Origin of the sequence: Colwellia sp. BRX8-9 (genome assembly GCF_014077245.1) — a bacterium.
In the GTDB taxonomy this organism is placed as follows: domain Bacteria; phylum Pseudomonadota; class Gammaproteobacteria; order Enterobacterales; family Alteromonadaceae; genus Colwellia_A.
Genome location: NZ_JACGVN010000003.1, coordinates 237,358 through 252,076, shown reverse-complemented (window position 1 = coordinate 252,076; position 14,719 = coordinate 237,358). Strand labels below are relative to the sequence as shown.

Below are 14,719 nucleotides of genomic sequence, written 5' to 3'. Positions count from 1 at the left end.
GCTATATTTATAGGCAATAAGTGCTGATTATCAAGCGGCTTGTTTTAAAAGTGAGCAAACGGTTATTTTTTTATAAAAAAGGTTTGACGGGACTCAGGCAACTAGGTAATATCCGCATCCGTTGAAAGGGGCATATTTTTAGTTCTTTTAAACGCAGTACATATCGGTGATTAGCGCAGCTTGGTAGCGCACTTGGTTTGGGTCCAAGGGGTCGCAAGTTCGAATCTTGCATCACCGACCACTTTTTTAATTATTTTTAATAACTAAAAATTTGGCCTGTAGGTAATGTGCGCCCTTAGCTCAGCTGGATAGAGCAACGCCCTTCTAAGGCGTGGGTCGCAGGTTCGAATCCTGCAGGGCGTACCAAACAGTATTTTACAATGGTGGCTATAGCTCAGTTGGTAGAGCCCCGGATTGTGATTCCGGTTGTCGAGGGTTCAAGTCCCTTTAGCCACCCCATTTTTTCTCAAGAGATGGTGATAAAATATTGTAGTAAAGTAGGTTAAGTAGAAAATGTCGGTGATTAGCGCAGCTTGGTAGCGCACTTGGTTTGGGTCCAAGGGGTCGCAAGTTCGAATCTTGCATCACCGACCACTTCTTATTTTATATGCCTTTTATCTTTGTCATCTCCCGTTATACACTTCTATTTACAAATCATAAATTTAATCTAGAACAACTCTTTAACTACCAGTTACACCAATCTTTATGCACTTTAAATTTAATTTATTACATTTAAATGAAGTCAGCACACACTGTTTTTACTCGTTTTATCACCCATTTAAAAAATAAGTCAAAAATAACGTCATTAAAGGGTCGACTCTTATATCAAGCATCGCTATAATTTCGCGTCATTATTTTAAAATCTAGGTCTATATCATGCCTTTTAAACCTCGCTGAGCGAGGAACTATTTATTAGTGTTGGTATTTACTCTGATTTTTCGGGCTTCTGTAGCGTTGGTTATAGGGCTACAAACGTCACACTCTTTGGCTAATTAAGCTGTGAAGTAGTTGTGTTATTGAAAGCGTTACTAAAACGCTAAGTTTTGAGGTATTAAAATGCAAGTTTCAGTAGAGACTACACAAGGTTTGGAACGTAAGTTAACTATTTCTGTTCCTGCAGAATCAGTAGATGTAGAAGTTAAAAACCGTCTTCGTCACATATCAAAAACCCAGCGAATTAATGGTTTCCGTCCAGGTAAAGTTCCTGCGACTGTTATCCAAAAGCGTTACGGTCAATCAGTTCGTCAAGAAGTTGCTGGCGAATTAATGCAACGTAACTTTGTTGATGCAATCGTTGCAGAAAAAATGAATCCAGCTGGTCGTCCAAGTTTTATTGCTAAAAGCAATGAAGACGGCAAAGCGCTAGAATTCGAAGCTACTTTTGAAGTTTACCCTGATGTTGCTTTAACGGGCTTAGATTCAATTAACGTTGAACGTCCTGACGTTGAAGTTACAGATGCTGATTTAGATGAAATGTTTATTACATTACAGAATCAACATAAAACGTGGAAAGAAAACAAGCGTAAAACTAAAGCCGGTGACAAACTTGTTTTAGATTTTACTGGCCGTGTTGACGGTGAAGTTTTTGAAGGCGGCGAAGCTAAAGATTTCGAACTTGAATTAGGCGCTGGTCGCATGATCCCAGGTTTTGAAAAAGAAATTACTGGCATGAAAGCTGGCGATGAAAAAACAATTAAAGTGACTTTCCCTGATGATTACCATGCTGAAAACCTAAAAGGCAAAGAAGCAGAGTTTGATATCGTTCTTCATAAAACTGAAGGTCCAGTATTACCAACAATCGATGAAGATTTTGCTAAATTGTTTGGTGTTCAAGAAGGTGGCGTAGAAGCATTACGCACTGAAGTAAGCACTAACATGACTCGTGAGTTAACCCAAGCGGTTAAAGCTAAAGTTAAAGAGCAAGTAATCGAAGGCTTATTAGCTGCTAACGATGTTGAAATTCCTAAAGCGTTAATCGCTCAAGAAATTGACGTTTTACGTAAGCAAGCAATGCAACGTTTTGCGGGTCAAATGGATCCTAATAACATGCCAGAGCTTCCAGCTGATATGTTTGAAGAGCAAGCTAAACGCCGTGTTAAAGTTGGTTTGTTACTAGGTGAAGTGATCAAAGTTAATGAATTAAAAGTTGATGAAAACAAAGTTAACGAATTAATTGCATCAGCCGCATCAGCTTACGAAGATCCAAAAGAAGTTATCGAGTACTACGCAACAAACAAAGAGCTTAACCAACAAATGCAGAATGTTGCATTAGAAGAGCAAGCTGTTGAATTGTTACTTGAAAGCGCAAAAGTTAATAAAAAGAAAGCAAGCTTTAAAGATATAATGAATCCAGAAGGTAAATAAGACTGAGTCTCTTAGGATTCTTGCCACTGAGCAAAGAAACTTAATCGGCTAAGTTGCTGCCATTTGCTTAAATTTGTCGCACTTTAGTGAAACAAATGTGAATTGGTAGACCTTTTAGATTGACATTATGTCAAGCAATCGCTTAAATGGCTGGTATGGGGACATACGAGCCATTTTTTATATAGAAAGGAAATTTTAGTTGTTTACTTCTCAAAATAATTCTCAGAAAATCACCAGCACTATCGATAGTGCTTTAGTGCCAATGGTTATTGAGCAAACACCTAAGGGTGAGCGCTCGTTCGATATTTATTCAAGACTTTTAAAAGAGCGTGTTATTTTCTTGTGTGGTCAAGTTGAAGATCACATGGCTAATTTGATTGTTGCTCAGTTATTATTCCTTGAGTCTGAAAGTCCTGATAAAGATATATACTTATATATTAATTCACCTGGCGGTTCGGTAACTGCAGGTATGGCTATTTACGATACGATGAAGTTTATTAAGCCAAACATTAGTACAGTATGTATTGGTCAGGCGGCTAGCATGGGCGCATTCTTATTGTCAGGCGGTGAAAAAGGTAAACGTTACTGTCTACCCAATGCCCGTGTGATGATTCATCAGCCACTTGGTGGTTTCCAAGGTCAAGCATCTGACTTTGAAATTCATGCGAAAGAAATTCTTTATATTAAAACTAAATTGAACAGTTTAATGGCCGAGCATACAGGTCAGTCATTAGAGAAAGTTTCTCATGACACCGACCGTGACAACTTCCTAAGTGCAGAAAGTGCGGTTGAATATGGATTAGTTGACTCCATATTAACAGAACGATTAGATAAATAATTTCACAACTTTGTGATCTAGATAATTTATGAAATACTTAACAGTATCTGTATTAGAAATTAAACAAATTGAGGTTCCGTATGACCGATATTAAAAATGGTGACGGTGATAACGGCAAGCTTTTGTATTGTTCGTTTTGTGGCAAGAGCCAACATGAAGTTCGTAAACTTATTGCTGGTCCGTCAGTATTTGTTTGTGATGAGTGTGTTGAACTGTGCAACGATATTATTCGTGAAGAAATAAAAGAAATTTCCCCGAAAGAAGAAAAAGAAAGCTTACCTACACCGATAGAGATCCGTGAAAGTTTAGACGACTACGTTATTGGTCAAGATCACGCGAAAAAAGTATTAGCAGTAGCGGTTTATAATCACTACAAACGTTTACGCAATGGTGACTCTCACAATGGTATAGAGTTAAGTAAAAGTAATATTTTACTTATTGGCCCAACGGGTAGTGGTAAAACATTACTGGCTGAAACCTTAGCGCGTTTACTTGATGTGCCGTTTACTATGGCCGACGCAACGACATTAACTGAAGCAGGTTATGTTGGTGAAGATGTTGAAAACATCATTCAAAAGCTTTTACAAAAATGTGATTACGATGTTGAAAAAGCCCAGCGTGGTATTGTTTACATCGATGAAATTGATAAGATTTCACGTAAATCAGATAATCCATCAATCACGCGTGATGTATCAGGTGAAGGTGTTCAGCAAGCATTGTTAAAGCTTATTGAAGGCACTATTGCTTCAGTTCCACCACAAGGTGGGCGTAAACATCCTCAACAAGAGTTTTTGCAGGTTGATACCTCAAAAATCTTATTTATCTGTGGTGGTGCATTTGCCGGTTTAGATAAAGTTGTTGAGCAACGTTCACATACTGGTGCAGGTATAGGTTTTGGCGCAGAAGTTCGTGGCAAAGATAGCAAGAAAACGCTAACCCAACACTTGCAAGATGTTGAGCCAGAAGATCTGATTAAGTATGGTTTAATTCCTGAATTTATTGGTCGCTTGCCTGTTGTAGCAACATTGACAGAACTTGATGAAGACGCATTAATCCAAATATTGCAAGAGCCTAAAAATGCGCTAACTAAACAGTTTGGTGCATTGTTCGACATGGAAAACGTTGAATTAGAGTTCAGAGAAGATGCATTAATTGCTATTGCACACAAAGCAATGGTGCGTAAAACGGGCGCGCGTGGTTTACGCTCAATCGTTGAAAGCGTCTTACTTGATACCATGTACGAATTGCCATCAATGAATGATGCGATAAAAGTTGTGGTCGATGAAACAGTAATAAAAGGTGAGTCAAAACCGATTATTATTTACGATACACCACAGGAAAAAGTAGCGAGCGAGTAGCCGTTCATTGCTAAAATTTTAGGTGTTTCGATAAAAAGAGTTAGATGACATTGATCATTTAGCTCTTTTTTTTTGTCTATCCGTTGAAAGCTTTACTAAAATCCCCATATACTTTTTAACTACAATTTTTTCCCTACTGATTTTCGAGAGAGTAACCTATGACCGAAGAGTTATCTGGTATCAATGAAATTCCTGTTCTAGCCTTGCGCGACGTTGTTGTTTATCCCCAAATGGTGATCCCATTATTTGTAGGTCGCGAAAAATCTATTCGCTGTTTAGATATCGCGATGGAAAATGACAAGCAGGTTTTTCTTGTTGCACAAAAAGATGCCGCAGTTGACGACCCTACAGCCGATGATGTTTATCGTGCGGGTACGATTGCCACAATTTTACAAATGTTGAAATTACCTGACGGCACGGTGAAAGTGTTAGTTGAAGGAGCGCGTAGAGCGCGTATAACTCAATTTGTTGAAACACAAGAATACTTCACTGCCGATATTGAGTTTCTTGACGTAGAAACCGTTAACGAAGACGATTGTGAAGTCTTGGTTCGTTCGGCTATTTCTCAGTTTGAAGGTTATGTCAAACTCAATAAAAAAATACCACCTGAAGTGTTAACTTCAGTTTCAGGTATTGATGATGCAGAACAATTAGCGGATACGATGGCTGCACATATGCCATTAAAGTTAGCTGAAAAACAAAAAGTACTAGAAATAGAGAATGTTGCTCAACGTCTAGAATATTTAATGGCACTGATGGAAGGCGAAATTGACTTATTGCAAGTTGAAAAGAAAATTCGTACCCGTGTTAAAAAACAAATGGAAAAAAGTCAGCGCGAATACTATTTGAATGAGCAAATGAAAGCCATTCAAAAAGAATTAGGCGATGACGAAGAAGGTTCAAACGAAGTTGAGCAGCTTGAAAAGCAAATTGAAGATGCGCAAATGCCCGAAGAAGCTAAAGAAAAGACTTTAGCCGAAGTACGTAAATTAAAAATGATGTCACCGATGTCGGCAGAAGCAACCGTGGTTCGCTCATACATCGACTGGATGATCAGTGTACCTTGGAAGAAGCGTAGTAAGTTAAAGCGTAACTTAAAACTTGCTCAAGATATTTTAGATAAAGATCATTACGGTTTAGATAAAGTTAAAGAACGTATTTTAGAGTATTTAGCGGTGCAGCAACGTGTTAGCCAGCTAAAAGGACCTATTCTTTGTTTAGTTGGCCCTCCAGGGGTTGGTAAAACGTCTTTAGGACAATCTATTGCTAAGTCAACCGGACGTAAATACGTGCGTATGGCACTAGGTGGTGTGCGTGATGAAGCTGAAATTCGAGGCCATCGCCGCACATATATTGGTTCTTTGCCAGGTAAGTTGATTCAAAAAATTGCTAAAGTTGGGGTTAAGAATCCACTATTTTTATTAGATGAAATAGATAAAATGGCGTCTGATATGCGTGGCGATCCTGCCTCTGCTTTACTGGAAGTGCTTGATCCTGAGCAAAACACGACGTTTAACGACCATTATTTGGAAGTTGATTACGATTTATCCGATGTGATGTTTGTTGCTACTTCTAATAGTATGGATATCCCTGGACCTTTATTGGATCGCATGGAAGTTATTCGTTTGTCGGGTTATACCGAAGATGAGAAGCTTAATATTGCCAAGAATCACTTACTCGATAAGCAAGTTGGTCGTAATGGTCTAAAAGAGAAAGAAATTTCAATTGAAGACAGCGCTATTATGGGCATCATTCGCTACTACACAAGAGAAGCTGGGGTACGTGGCTTAGAGCGAGAGATATCAAAACTTTGTCGTAAAGCGGTAAAAGCGATTTTATTAGATAAAACCATTAAAAAAGTCACTATTAATCAAGATAACTTATCTGAATTTTTGGGTGTACAACGTTTTGATTATGGTAAAGCGGATAGTGAAAATAGAATAGGTCAAGTGACTGGTTTAGCGTGGACATCTGTAGGTGGTGAGTTATTAACTATAGAAACAGCTTCGGTTCCAGGTAAAGGTAAACTGACTTACACCGGTTCATTAGGTGACGTGATGCAGGAATCGATACAAGCAGCGATGACGGTTGTACGTAGTCGAGCCGATAAATTTCGTATTAATGCTGATTTTCATGAAAAACGTGATATCCATGTCCATGTCCCTGAAGGTGCTACACCAAAAGATGGGCCAAGCGCCGGTGTTGGTATGTGTACGGCATTAGTTTCTAGCTTAACCGGTAATCCGGTCAGAGCAGATGTTGCTATGACAGGTGAAATTACGTTACGAGGTGAAGTACTTCCTATTGGCGGCTTAAAAGAAAAACTCTTGGCTGCGCATCGTGGTGGTATTAAAACAGTCATTATTCCAAAAGATAATGAGCGTGATTTGGAAGAAATTCCTGACAATGTTAAAGGTGATTTGGTTATTCATCCGGTAAAATGGATAGAAGAGGTATTAGATATTGCCTTAGAGCATCCAGTAGAAAAATTCAAATTAGGCAACTAATTTGTAAAAATTGCTGTTTTTTTAGTAAATAAAAGAAAAAATTGCAAAAAATTAACAAAAAACAGTGATTTTTGCTTTTCAAACACTGAAACTGTGTTAAGTTAATGTCGCTGATAACGCTAGACCCCTATCCATACATAGGATTAGGGTTTGGTTAAGATAAAAATAAATAATAAATTTTATTTTCTTAAACACAGTGCTTGATGTTCAAAAGAAGCTCAATATAAAAGTTTCCGCAGGACGCTAAAACAAATGATGGCACTGAATAATAACAATTGAAGGGGAATACTTGTGAACAAATCTCAACTAATCGAAAAAATCGCTGCTGGTGCAGACATCTCTAAAGCTGCTGCTGGTCGTGCGTTAGATTCATTTATTGAAGCTGTTACAGACGAATTGAAAAATGGTGAGCAAGTTGCTCTAGTTGGTTTTGGTACTTTCTCAGTACGTGACCGTGCTGCGCGCACTGGCCGCAACCCACAGACGGGTGCAACTATTCAAATCGCTGCAGCTAAAATCCCAGCATTTAAAGCTGGTAAAGCATTAAAAGATTCAGTTAATCCATAATTATCTGCTTCAATTTTTGTAGATAAATCAGAAAAGCCTTTTTAAACGAAGGCTTTTTTTATTTTACATATCCCATAAATAGCTTCATTTATATCACTATAAAATAATTAAATCTTCGTCTGCTACTTCAAGGTCAGTGATGCTTCTGATAGAATCCTGAACAAAGATATATCTGTCGTAATAAATAGAGAAAAAGATGTTAGAAAATATTCGAGAAGGTTCACAGGGCTGGATTGCAAAATCAATCCTAGGTTTAGTTATTTTAACTTTTGCTTTAGCGGGAATTGGTACTTATACCAACTCAGTAGACACATCTGTCGCTGACGTTAACGGTGAAAAAATATCACAAGATGCTTTTAATAAAGCTTATCAAGCGCAACGTAATCGTATGGCACAACAATTTGGTGATATGTTCGAAACATTATCAGCAGATGAAAATTATATGGCTAACTTTCGTAACGGTATTTTAGATAACCTAATCAATGAAAAGCTGATTGATCAAAGTACAGTTGATATGTCTATTCGCGCTTCTGATGAACGTATTAAGCAAACTATTCGCACGATGACTGAATTTCAGGTCGATGGTGTTTTTGATAATAATCGTTATTTAGCGATGATTAACCAAGCCGGTTTTTATCAATCTTCAGATTTTCGTGATTACTTACGTGTTCAAATGACTCGTCGTCAATTAACACAAGCACTTGTTGCCAGCGAGTTCAACTTGCCATACCAAGAAAAACGGGTAAGCGCTTTACAAAACCAAAAGCGTAACGTCCGCTATGCGACCATTAATGCTGAACAGTTTAAAGCCGGTATTGAGTTAACTGACGATGAAATCAATCAGTACTACTTAGCTAATCAAGGCCGTTTTGAAAACGAAGAAAAAGTAAAACTTAACTACATCGCACTTGATGTTAACGATATTGCAAAAACAATTGAAGTCAGTGATGCTGATGTTAAAGCATACTACCAAGAGAATATTGCCAGCTATCGTCAAGACGAACAGCGTCGTGTCGCTCATATTTTAATTGAGTTTGGTGATGATGAAGTTGTGGCAAAAGTAACGGCAGAAGCTTTATTAGCCCGTGTTAATGCCGGTGAAGATTTTGCTACTTTAGCCAAAGAAAGTTCAGACGATACTTTTAGCGGTGAAAATGGTGGTGATTTAGAATGGATTGAACGTGGTGCCATGGGCGATGCGTTTGACGAAGGCGCCTTCGCGTTAACCGAGATTAATAGCGTAAGTGATGTTGTCGAAAGTGACTTTGGTTTTCATATCATTAAATTAACCGACCTAAAAGCTGAACAAGTTCAGGCTTTTGCTGATGTAGAAGTAGAACTGCAAGCAAAAGTAAGTCAATCAAAAGCACAAGATAAGTTTTTTGATTTACAACAGGAAATGGCACGATTAAGTTTTGAAGCTCCTGATAGTTTAGACGAAGCTGCTGAAGCCGTTAACTCAAAAATAATGACGACAGACTGGTTAAGTAAATTTGGCAATGTAGCGCCATTTGATAGCCCTAAAGCAATCGAAGCTGCTTTCTCTGATTTAGTCCTTCAAGAGAACTTAAACTCAGACATTATTGAAGTTAGCGATACTTTAGCGATTGTTATTCGTTTAGAAGAGTACCAACCAGCAGAAGTTAAGCCACTTACTGAAGTTACTGTACAAATTCGTGATACTTTGATTAGCGAGAAAGCAACAGAGCTAGCACAAACAACAGCTGACTCTTTACTTGTTTCATTTAAAGCAGGTAATGATATTAGCGAGCAGTTAACAGCGATTAACGCCGTGTTCATTGAAAAAGCTGATGTTACACGCTCAGGTAGTGATATTGCGCCTAGCTTAAGTCGTGAGGCTTTTAAATTACCTCATCCAAGTGAAGGTCAGATTTCAGCAACGACGGTAACATTAAATAACGGTGATTTAGCCTTATTAGAAGTTCAAGCTGTTATAGCGAGTAATGTTGAAAAAGCACTTGACCCAAGAATGGCACAACAACAAACGCAACAACTTGCACAATCTGCTTACCAAAGCTTTGTTGAAGCATTAAAAGTTAATGCTGAGATCACCCGTAAAGCAATAGCGGCGCCAGTATCTCAGTTTTAAGTAGCTAAGTGACTCAGTCATCAAGCGATTAAATAACGATACTTATTAATGATGAGTATTGAATTAAATGAAGGCTGCAAATTGATTGCAGCCTTTTTTATTACTCATAGTAAAAAGTCAAAAAGTTAAAATTATGCATTCCTCCTTGCTAGAAAAGTATTTACCTGAACTTAACCCTCATGAAAATTCATTACCCATCTTAGATCTAGCTTGTGGCAATGGCAGGAATGGTTTGTTTTGCCTAGAGAAAAATTTAGCGGTGACTTTTGCTGATATTAACACGCAGTCATTAGCGAATGTTCAGCAAGCAATAAGTCATGATGCAGATAAATATCAATCAACATTAGCCACCTTTTGGCTTATTGACTTTGAACAAAGGTTTTCTCAGCCATTAGTTGAAAATAGTTATAGTGCCGTAATGGTTTTTCGCTACTTACATCGACCACTTATCGAGCAGATTAAAGCGGCAGTAGTTCCTAATGGTCTCGTTATTTATGAAACGTTCACCTTAGGACAAGCGGTTCTTGGTCGCCCCAAAAATCCTGATTTTTTATTAAAAAAAGGAGAATTACTTGAGCATTTTGCTGGTTGGCAAATTATTCATTCTTTTGAAGGGACAATAATTTCAGATACGGGAAATCATAGCCAAGCCATAGCGCAAGTCGTGGCGAGAAAACCTTTATAATTACTTAACAAGTAAGTTGTGGCATGATCTGTTTAACCTGCTTAACTTTATTCATTCAGCGGAGACTGTTTTGTTTTATCGCAAAGTATCTTTTATCGATATGTTTAAGCGATAACAATTTCAGACGTGGGTAATAATAGCCAAGCCATAGCGCAAGTCGTGGCGAGAAAACCTTTATAATTGCTCAACAAGCAAGTTGTGGCATGATCTGTTTAACCTGCTTAACTTTATTCATTCAGCGGAGACTGTTTTGTTTTACCGCAAAGTATCTTTTATCGATATGTTTAAGCGATAACAATTTCAGACGCGGGTAATAATAGCCAAGCAATAACGCAAGTTGTGGCGATAAAACCTTTATAATTGCTCAACAAGCAAGTTGTGGCATGATCTGTTTAACCTGCTTAACTTTATTCATTCAGCGGAGACGGCTTTTTTTATGGCAAAGTATCTTTTATCGATAGACCAGGGCACAACAAGTTCACGAGCGATATTGTTCACCACCCAAGGTGAACGTTACGCGAGTGCCCAACAAGAGTTTCCGCAATATTTTCCTCAAGATGGTTGGGTCGAACACAACCCCAACGAACTATGGCAGAGTGTCTTAAGTACCTGTCAAAAAGTGCTAGATGAAAATCAGTTGAGTGCTAGCGATATCTTAGGTATTGGCATAACAAACCAGCGAGAAACGACCCTCGTATGGGATAAAAATACTGGCGATGTTATTTACAATGCGATTGTTTGGCAAGATAGACGTACTGCTTTTTTTTGTGATTCAATTGATTGTCAAGACATCAAAAATAGCATTATGGATAAAACGGGTTTAATTTTAGATGCGTACTTCTCTGCGACCAAAATTAATTGGTTATTGGATAATGTACCAGGTGCAAGAGAAAAAGCAGACGCAGGTCAGTTACTTTTTGGCACTGTTGATACTTTTTTATTGTGGCAATTAACGGCGGCGAAATCTCATAAAACCGATGCAACTAATGCTTCTCGCACTATGTTATTTAATATTCACCAACAATGTTGGGATGATGAATTACTGGCTTTATTTTCAATACCCAAAAGTATGTTGCCTGACGTGATGGACTGCGCCGCTGAATTTGGTGTCACGCAATCATCTTTATTTAATGGTGAAATCCCCATTTTAGCGATGGCTGGCGATCAACAGGCGGCTTTATTTGGTCAAGCTTGTTTTACTGAGGGCATGGCGAAATGTACTTATGGTACAGGCGCATTTTTAATGCTAAATACCGGCAATAAAGCTTTAAAGTCAACTAATCGCCTACTGACAACTATTGCCTATCGTTTAAACGGTGACGTTACTTATGCTATTGAAGGCAGTATTTTTATGGCAGGGGCAACTATTCAATGGCTAAGAGATCAATTAAAGATCATTGATAAAGCAAGTGACAGTGAAAAAATTGCTGAAAATACGGTTGTTGAGCATGGTGTTTTTTTAGTCCCAGCATTTACAGGCTTGGGTGCCCCGTATTGGGATCCTAATGCTCGCGCTGTCATTTCAGGCCTTAGTCGTGACTCAGGTCGAAATGAAATAATTTCTGCTGCTTTGCAGTCGGTTGCTTTTCAAAGCAAAGATTTACAAAATGCTATGGCAAAAGATGGCTTAGCGCTCTCATTTTTAAAAGTAGACGGCGGTATGGCGGAAAATAACTGGCTGCTTAATTTTATCAGCGATATGTTATCGATAACGGTTGAACGCCCTGATATCGTTGAAACCACAGCGTTAGGCGTTGCTTATTTAACCGGCTTACAAGCAGGCGTTTTTTCTTCTGTTGATCAATTATCAACCTTGTGGCGCTGTGAAAAAAGTTTTACGCCACAAATCAGCGAGCAGAAAAAAAATCGTCTTTATGCACAGTGGCAAAATGCCGTAAGTAAAGTACAAAGCTAGTACCTTAATTGCGAGTAGTTATCAATTTAGACAAAAGCTGGCGATTGTTATTGTCACTTTAATTAGCACTGAAATTCTGCACTTTACGCGTTAACGGGTATACAATGCTAATTTTATTATTCTATAAATCTCATTATGCATATTGATCCTAAATGGCGTGTTTTAACGGTTGGCGATGGCGACTTATCTTTTTCTGCATCTTTACTTAAACATCATCAACCCCAGCAGCTGACAGCAACCATCTATGACAGCATGGCTTGTTTACAGGAAAAGTACGGTGATGTTTATTATCAGCAGTTACAGCAGGACAATTGCCAAGTCATCACTGATTTTGACGTCACTGATGAAAATACTTGGGGGACGTTAGCTGAAAAATCATTTGATTTGGTGATCTTTCAATTTCCATTATTACCCGCTTTTCCTTCTGAACAAGCTTTTCAAGCTCAGTGCCAGCAATTAAGTGTTAATACCTTAAACAGAGCTTTACTGAGAAAATATCTGTTGAACTGCTTTCAATACTTTCTTGATGAAAACGGTGCAAAACTTGCGTTGATCACTTCAAAGAATGTTAAACCTTATCTGCAATGGAATATTGAAAAAGCATTAATCACTGATACCGATATCAACTATATTGGTCGTTTTTTCTTTGATATTACTAAATTTCCAGATTATAAAGTCAGGAATGTAAACAGAGATAAACATGTTAAATCAACTCAAGGTACAACTTATATATACAGCCAAGCGCCTCTAGAAAACTGTAAGGCGATGTTTGATGCTAACAGCGACGACTATATTACCTATAACCGTAAAAGTAGGGTGCCTGAAGATAAAAAATGCTTAGCTTGTCATACAGGCGCTTTCGCCACAGAGCACGACAAGCAAATGCATTTAGCCACTAAGAAACATCAGCAAATGTCTGCCTACGAGCAGCAATGGACTTATTTCCTGCAACAAGAACAGGCTAACAAATAAATCTTAAATAGGGTCAATAAAGATGCATAACAAAAAAGTACTGATCCCGCTACCGCGCTATGGTTGCGATCCTTCAGAAGTCGCTATTCCTTGGTTATTGCTAAAAGAACAGCAGGTTGAAATGACCTTTATAACACCTGATGGCAAGGTCGCGACGGCTGACGATATTATGCTGACTGGAAAAGGTTTGGGCTTGCTCAAACCCTTATTACAGGCTAGACAAGATGCCATAAATGCCTATCGTCAACTGGAACAATCAGCTGAATTTAATAAGCCTTTATTTTACACCGATGTGAAAGCCAGTGACTTCGATGGATTATTATTACCGGGTGGGCATGACAAAGGGGTAAAAGAATATTTAGAGTCAGAGGTATTACAAAGATTGGTGGTTGATTTTTTTAATGAAAATAAACCCGTCGCGGCTGTTTGTCATGGCGTATTAATTCCAGCGAGAAGTATTGATCCCAAAAGTCAAAAATCGGTCATCTATAATTATCAATGTACCGGGCTATTAAAGCGTCAAGAGCTTATGGCTTTCCAATTAACTCGACTTTGGTTAGATGATTATTATTTAACGTATCCAGAAACAACCACAGAAGATGAATTAGTGGCAGCACTTGCCAGTAAAACTCAGTTTGTTAATGGCAGTTTGCCATTAGCTCGTGATGATTTACAGCACTTGTCACGTGGCTTTATCGTTAAAGATAGAAACTACTTATCGGCGCGATGGCCTGGAGATATTTATAATTTTAGTTTGAGATTTATTGATATGTTGACAGATTAACCCTGTAGTAAATCTGTCACTTGAATGCTTATATTGATGTTACTTAGGAGAATCAGAGTAAGGATTTGAAGATGCACTAGCTGGCTTTGAGCGTTCAGGTTTTTCTGTACGACGAGCAAAGCCCTGTTCACTTTTATCTTTATAGCTACCCTTACTGCTATTACTTCTGCTATCTCGACCTTGTGATGAAGGTTTGTTATCAGAAAAATTGGATGATCTGATTGTAGGGATAGGGGCTTGTCCTAAAATGAGTACGGCAGGGTCTTTAGGTTTCTGGCGTGCGGGTATCACTCGCAGACGCGGTGGAATTTCATATTGTTCATCATCAGCTTTAGGCAAGTTCTTAAATTGATATAAATAAAAACGTTCCATTTTTTCACGTGCCCACTCGGTCTTACGCAAAAACTTTAAGCTAGATTCAATACTAGGCTTGTTTTTAAAACAATTAATATTGGTATATTCCGCTAGAATTTCCCAACCATAATGATCATACACTTCATTTAAAAGTGTATCTAATTTAAGCCCGTGCAAGGGATTATTGAGTTGTTCGTCTTCTAGCGTCATGAGATTCTTTTTTACTAAACAGTTATAGCCATATTATATACGGATATGCGGACAA

11 protein-coding genes and 4 tRNA genes are annotated in these 14,719 nt (G+C 38.2%); 14 read left to right on the top strand and 1 reads right to left on the bottom strand.

Annotation, left to right across the window (positions count from 1 at the left end):
* The first annotated feature begins 164 nt into the window (after positions 1-164).
* The 14 genes from H4J70_RS04105 (at position 165) to H4J70_RS04040 (ending at position 14,100) form a co-directional block, all read left to right on the top strand.
* Positions 165-241 (top strand) — tRNA-Pro (locus tag H4J70_RS04105).
* Positions 242-289: 48 nt separating this feature from the next.
* Positions 290-366, top strand: a tRNA-Arg gene (locus H4J70_RS04100).
* 17 nt (positions 367-383) lie between these two features.
* A tRNA-His gene (locus tag H4J70_RS04095) sits at positions 384-459 on the top strand.
* A 58-nt stretch (positions 460-517) separates the two neighbouring features.
* Positions 518-594 (top strand) — tRNA-Pro (locus H4J70_RS04090).
* Positions 595-1,056: 462 nt separating this feature from the next.
* A complete protein-coding gene (gene tig, locus H4J70_RS04085; protein ID WP_070374164.1) occupies positions 1,057-2,364 on the top strand; it encodes a trigger factor in 1,308 nt (435 codons plus the stop codon).
* Between the two features lie 229 nt (positions 2,365-2,593).
* Positions 2,594-3,202 (top strand): ATP-dependent Clp endopeptidase proteolytic subunit ClpP, encoded by a 609-nt coding sequence (gene clpP, locus H4J70_RS04080; RefSeq protein ID WP_182214969.1) that lies wholly within the window; start codon positions 2,594-2,596, stop codon positions 3,200-3,202.
* Between the two features lie 80 nt (positions 3,203-3,282).
* Positions 3,283-4,560, top strand: a complete 1,278-nt coding sequence (gene clpX, locus H4J70_RS04075; protein ID WP_070374163.1) for an ATP-dependent protease ATP-binding subunit ClpX — start codon at positions 3,283-3,285, stop codon at positions 4,558-4,560.
* 158 nt (positions 4,561-4,718) lie between these two features.
* Positions 4,719-7,067, top strand: coding sequence for an endopeptidase La (lon, locus tag H4J70_RS04070; RefSeq protein ID WP_070374162.1), 2,349 nt, complete (start codon positions 4,719-4,721; stop codon positions 7,065-7,067).
* Positions 7,068-7,358: 291 nt separating this feature from the next.
* Complete coding sequence (gene hupB, locus H4J70_RS04065) at positions 7,359-7,634, top strand: nucleoid-associated protein HU-beta (protein WP_070374161.1); 276 nt, start codon at positions 7,359-7,361, stop codon at positions 7,632-7,634.
* Positions 7,635-7,830: 196 nt separating this feature from the next.
* Positions 7,831-9,744 (top strand): SurA N-terminal domain-containing protein, encoded by a 1,914-nt coding sequence (locus H4J70_RS04060; RefSeq protein ID WP_182221628.1) that lies wholly within the window; start codon positions 7,831-7,833, stop codon positions 9,742-9,744.
* A 133-nt stretch (positions 9,745-9,877) separates the two neighbouring features.
* Positions 9,878-10,429, top strand: a complete 552-nt coding sequence (locus tag H4J70_RS04055) for a methyltransferase domain-containing protein (protein WP_220467853.1) — start codon at positions 9,878-9,880, stop codon at positions 10,427-10,429.
* Between the two features lie 436 nt (positions 10,430-10,865).
* Entirely contained in the window at positions 10,866-12,344 is a 1,479-nt protein-coding gene (gene glpK, locus H4J70_RS04050) for a glycerol kinase GlpK (RefSeq protein WP_182250664.1), read from the top strand.
* Positions 12,345-12,479: 135 nt separating this feature from the next.
* Positions 12,480-13,316 (top strand): class I SAM-dependent methyltransferase, encoded by an 837-nt coding sequence (locus H4J70_RS04045; RefSeq protein ID WP_182250663.1) that lies wholly within the window; start codon positions 12,480-12,482, stop codon positions 13,314-13,316.
* A gap of 22 nt (positions 13,317-13,338) precedes the next feature.
* On the top strand, positions 13,339-14,100 hold the full coding sequence (locus H4J70_RS04040) for a type 1 glutamine amidotransferase domain-containing protein (RefSeq protein ID WP_182230127.1): 762 nt from the start codon (positions 13,339-13,341) through the stop codon (positions 14,098-14,100).
* Between the two features lie 39 nt (positions 14,101-14,139).
* Here H4J70_RS04040 and H4J70_RS04035 read toward each other — a convergent pair whose 3' ends face one another.
* The gene (locus tag H4J70_RS04035) at positions 14,140-14,664 is read right to left on the bottom strand and encodes a VF530 family DNA-binding protein (protein WP_182230126.1); all 525 of its coding nucleotides are present in this window, start codon (positions 14,662-14,664) and stop codon (positions 14,140-14,142) included.
* Positions 14,665-14,719: the final 55 nt, after the last annotated feature.

Excerpts from the sequence above, each read along its gene's own strand:
- tig (WP_070374164.1), top strand. The coding sequence starts at position 1,057 with ATGCAAGTTTCAGTAGAGACTACACAAGGTTTGGAACGTAAGTTAACT.
- clpX (WP_070374163.1), top strand. The coding sequence starts at position 3,283 with ATGACCGATATTAAAAATGGTGACGGTGATAACGGCAAGCTTTTGTAT.
- lon (WP_070374162.1), top strand. The coding sequence starts at position 4,719 with ATGACCGAAGAGTTATCTGGTATCAATGAAATTCCTGTTCTAGCCTTG.
- H4J70_RS04060 (WP_182221628.1), top strand. The coding sequence starts at position 7,831 with ATGTTAGAAAATATTCGAGAAGGTTCACAGGGCTGGATTGCAAAATCA.
- H4J70_RS04055 (WP_220467853.1), top strand. The coding sequence starts at position 9,878 with ATGCATTCCTCCTTGCTAGAAAAGTATTTACCTGAACTTAACCCTCAT.
- glpK (WP_182250664.1), top strand. The coding sequence starts at position 10,866 with ATGGCAAAGTATCTTTTATCGATAGACCAGGGCACAACAAGTTCACGA.
- H4J70_RS04045 (WP_182250663.1), top strand. The coding sequence starts at position 12,480 with ATGCATATTGATCCTAAATGGCGTGTTTTAACGGTTGGCGATGGCGAC.
- H4J70_RS04040 (WP_182230127.1), top strand. The coding sequence starts at position 13,339 with ATGCATAACAAAAAAGTACTGATCCCGCTACCGCGCTATGGTTGCGAT.
- H4J70_RS04035 (WP_182230126.1), bottom strand. The coding sequence starts at position 14,664 with ATGACGCTAGAAGACGAACAACTCAATAATCCCTTGCACGGGCTTAAA.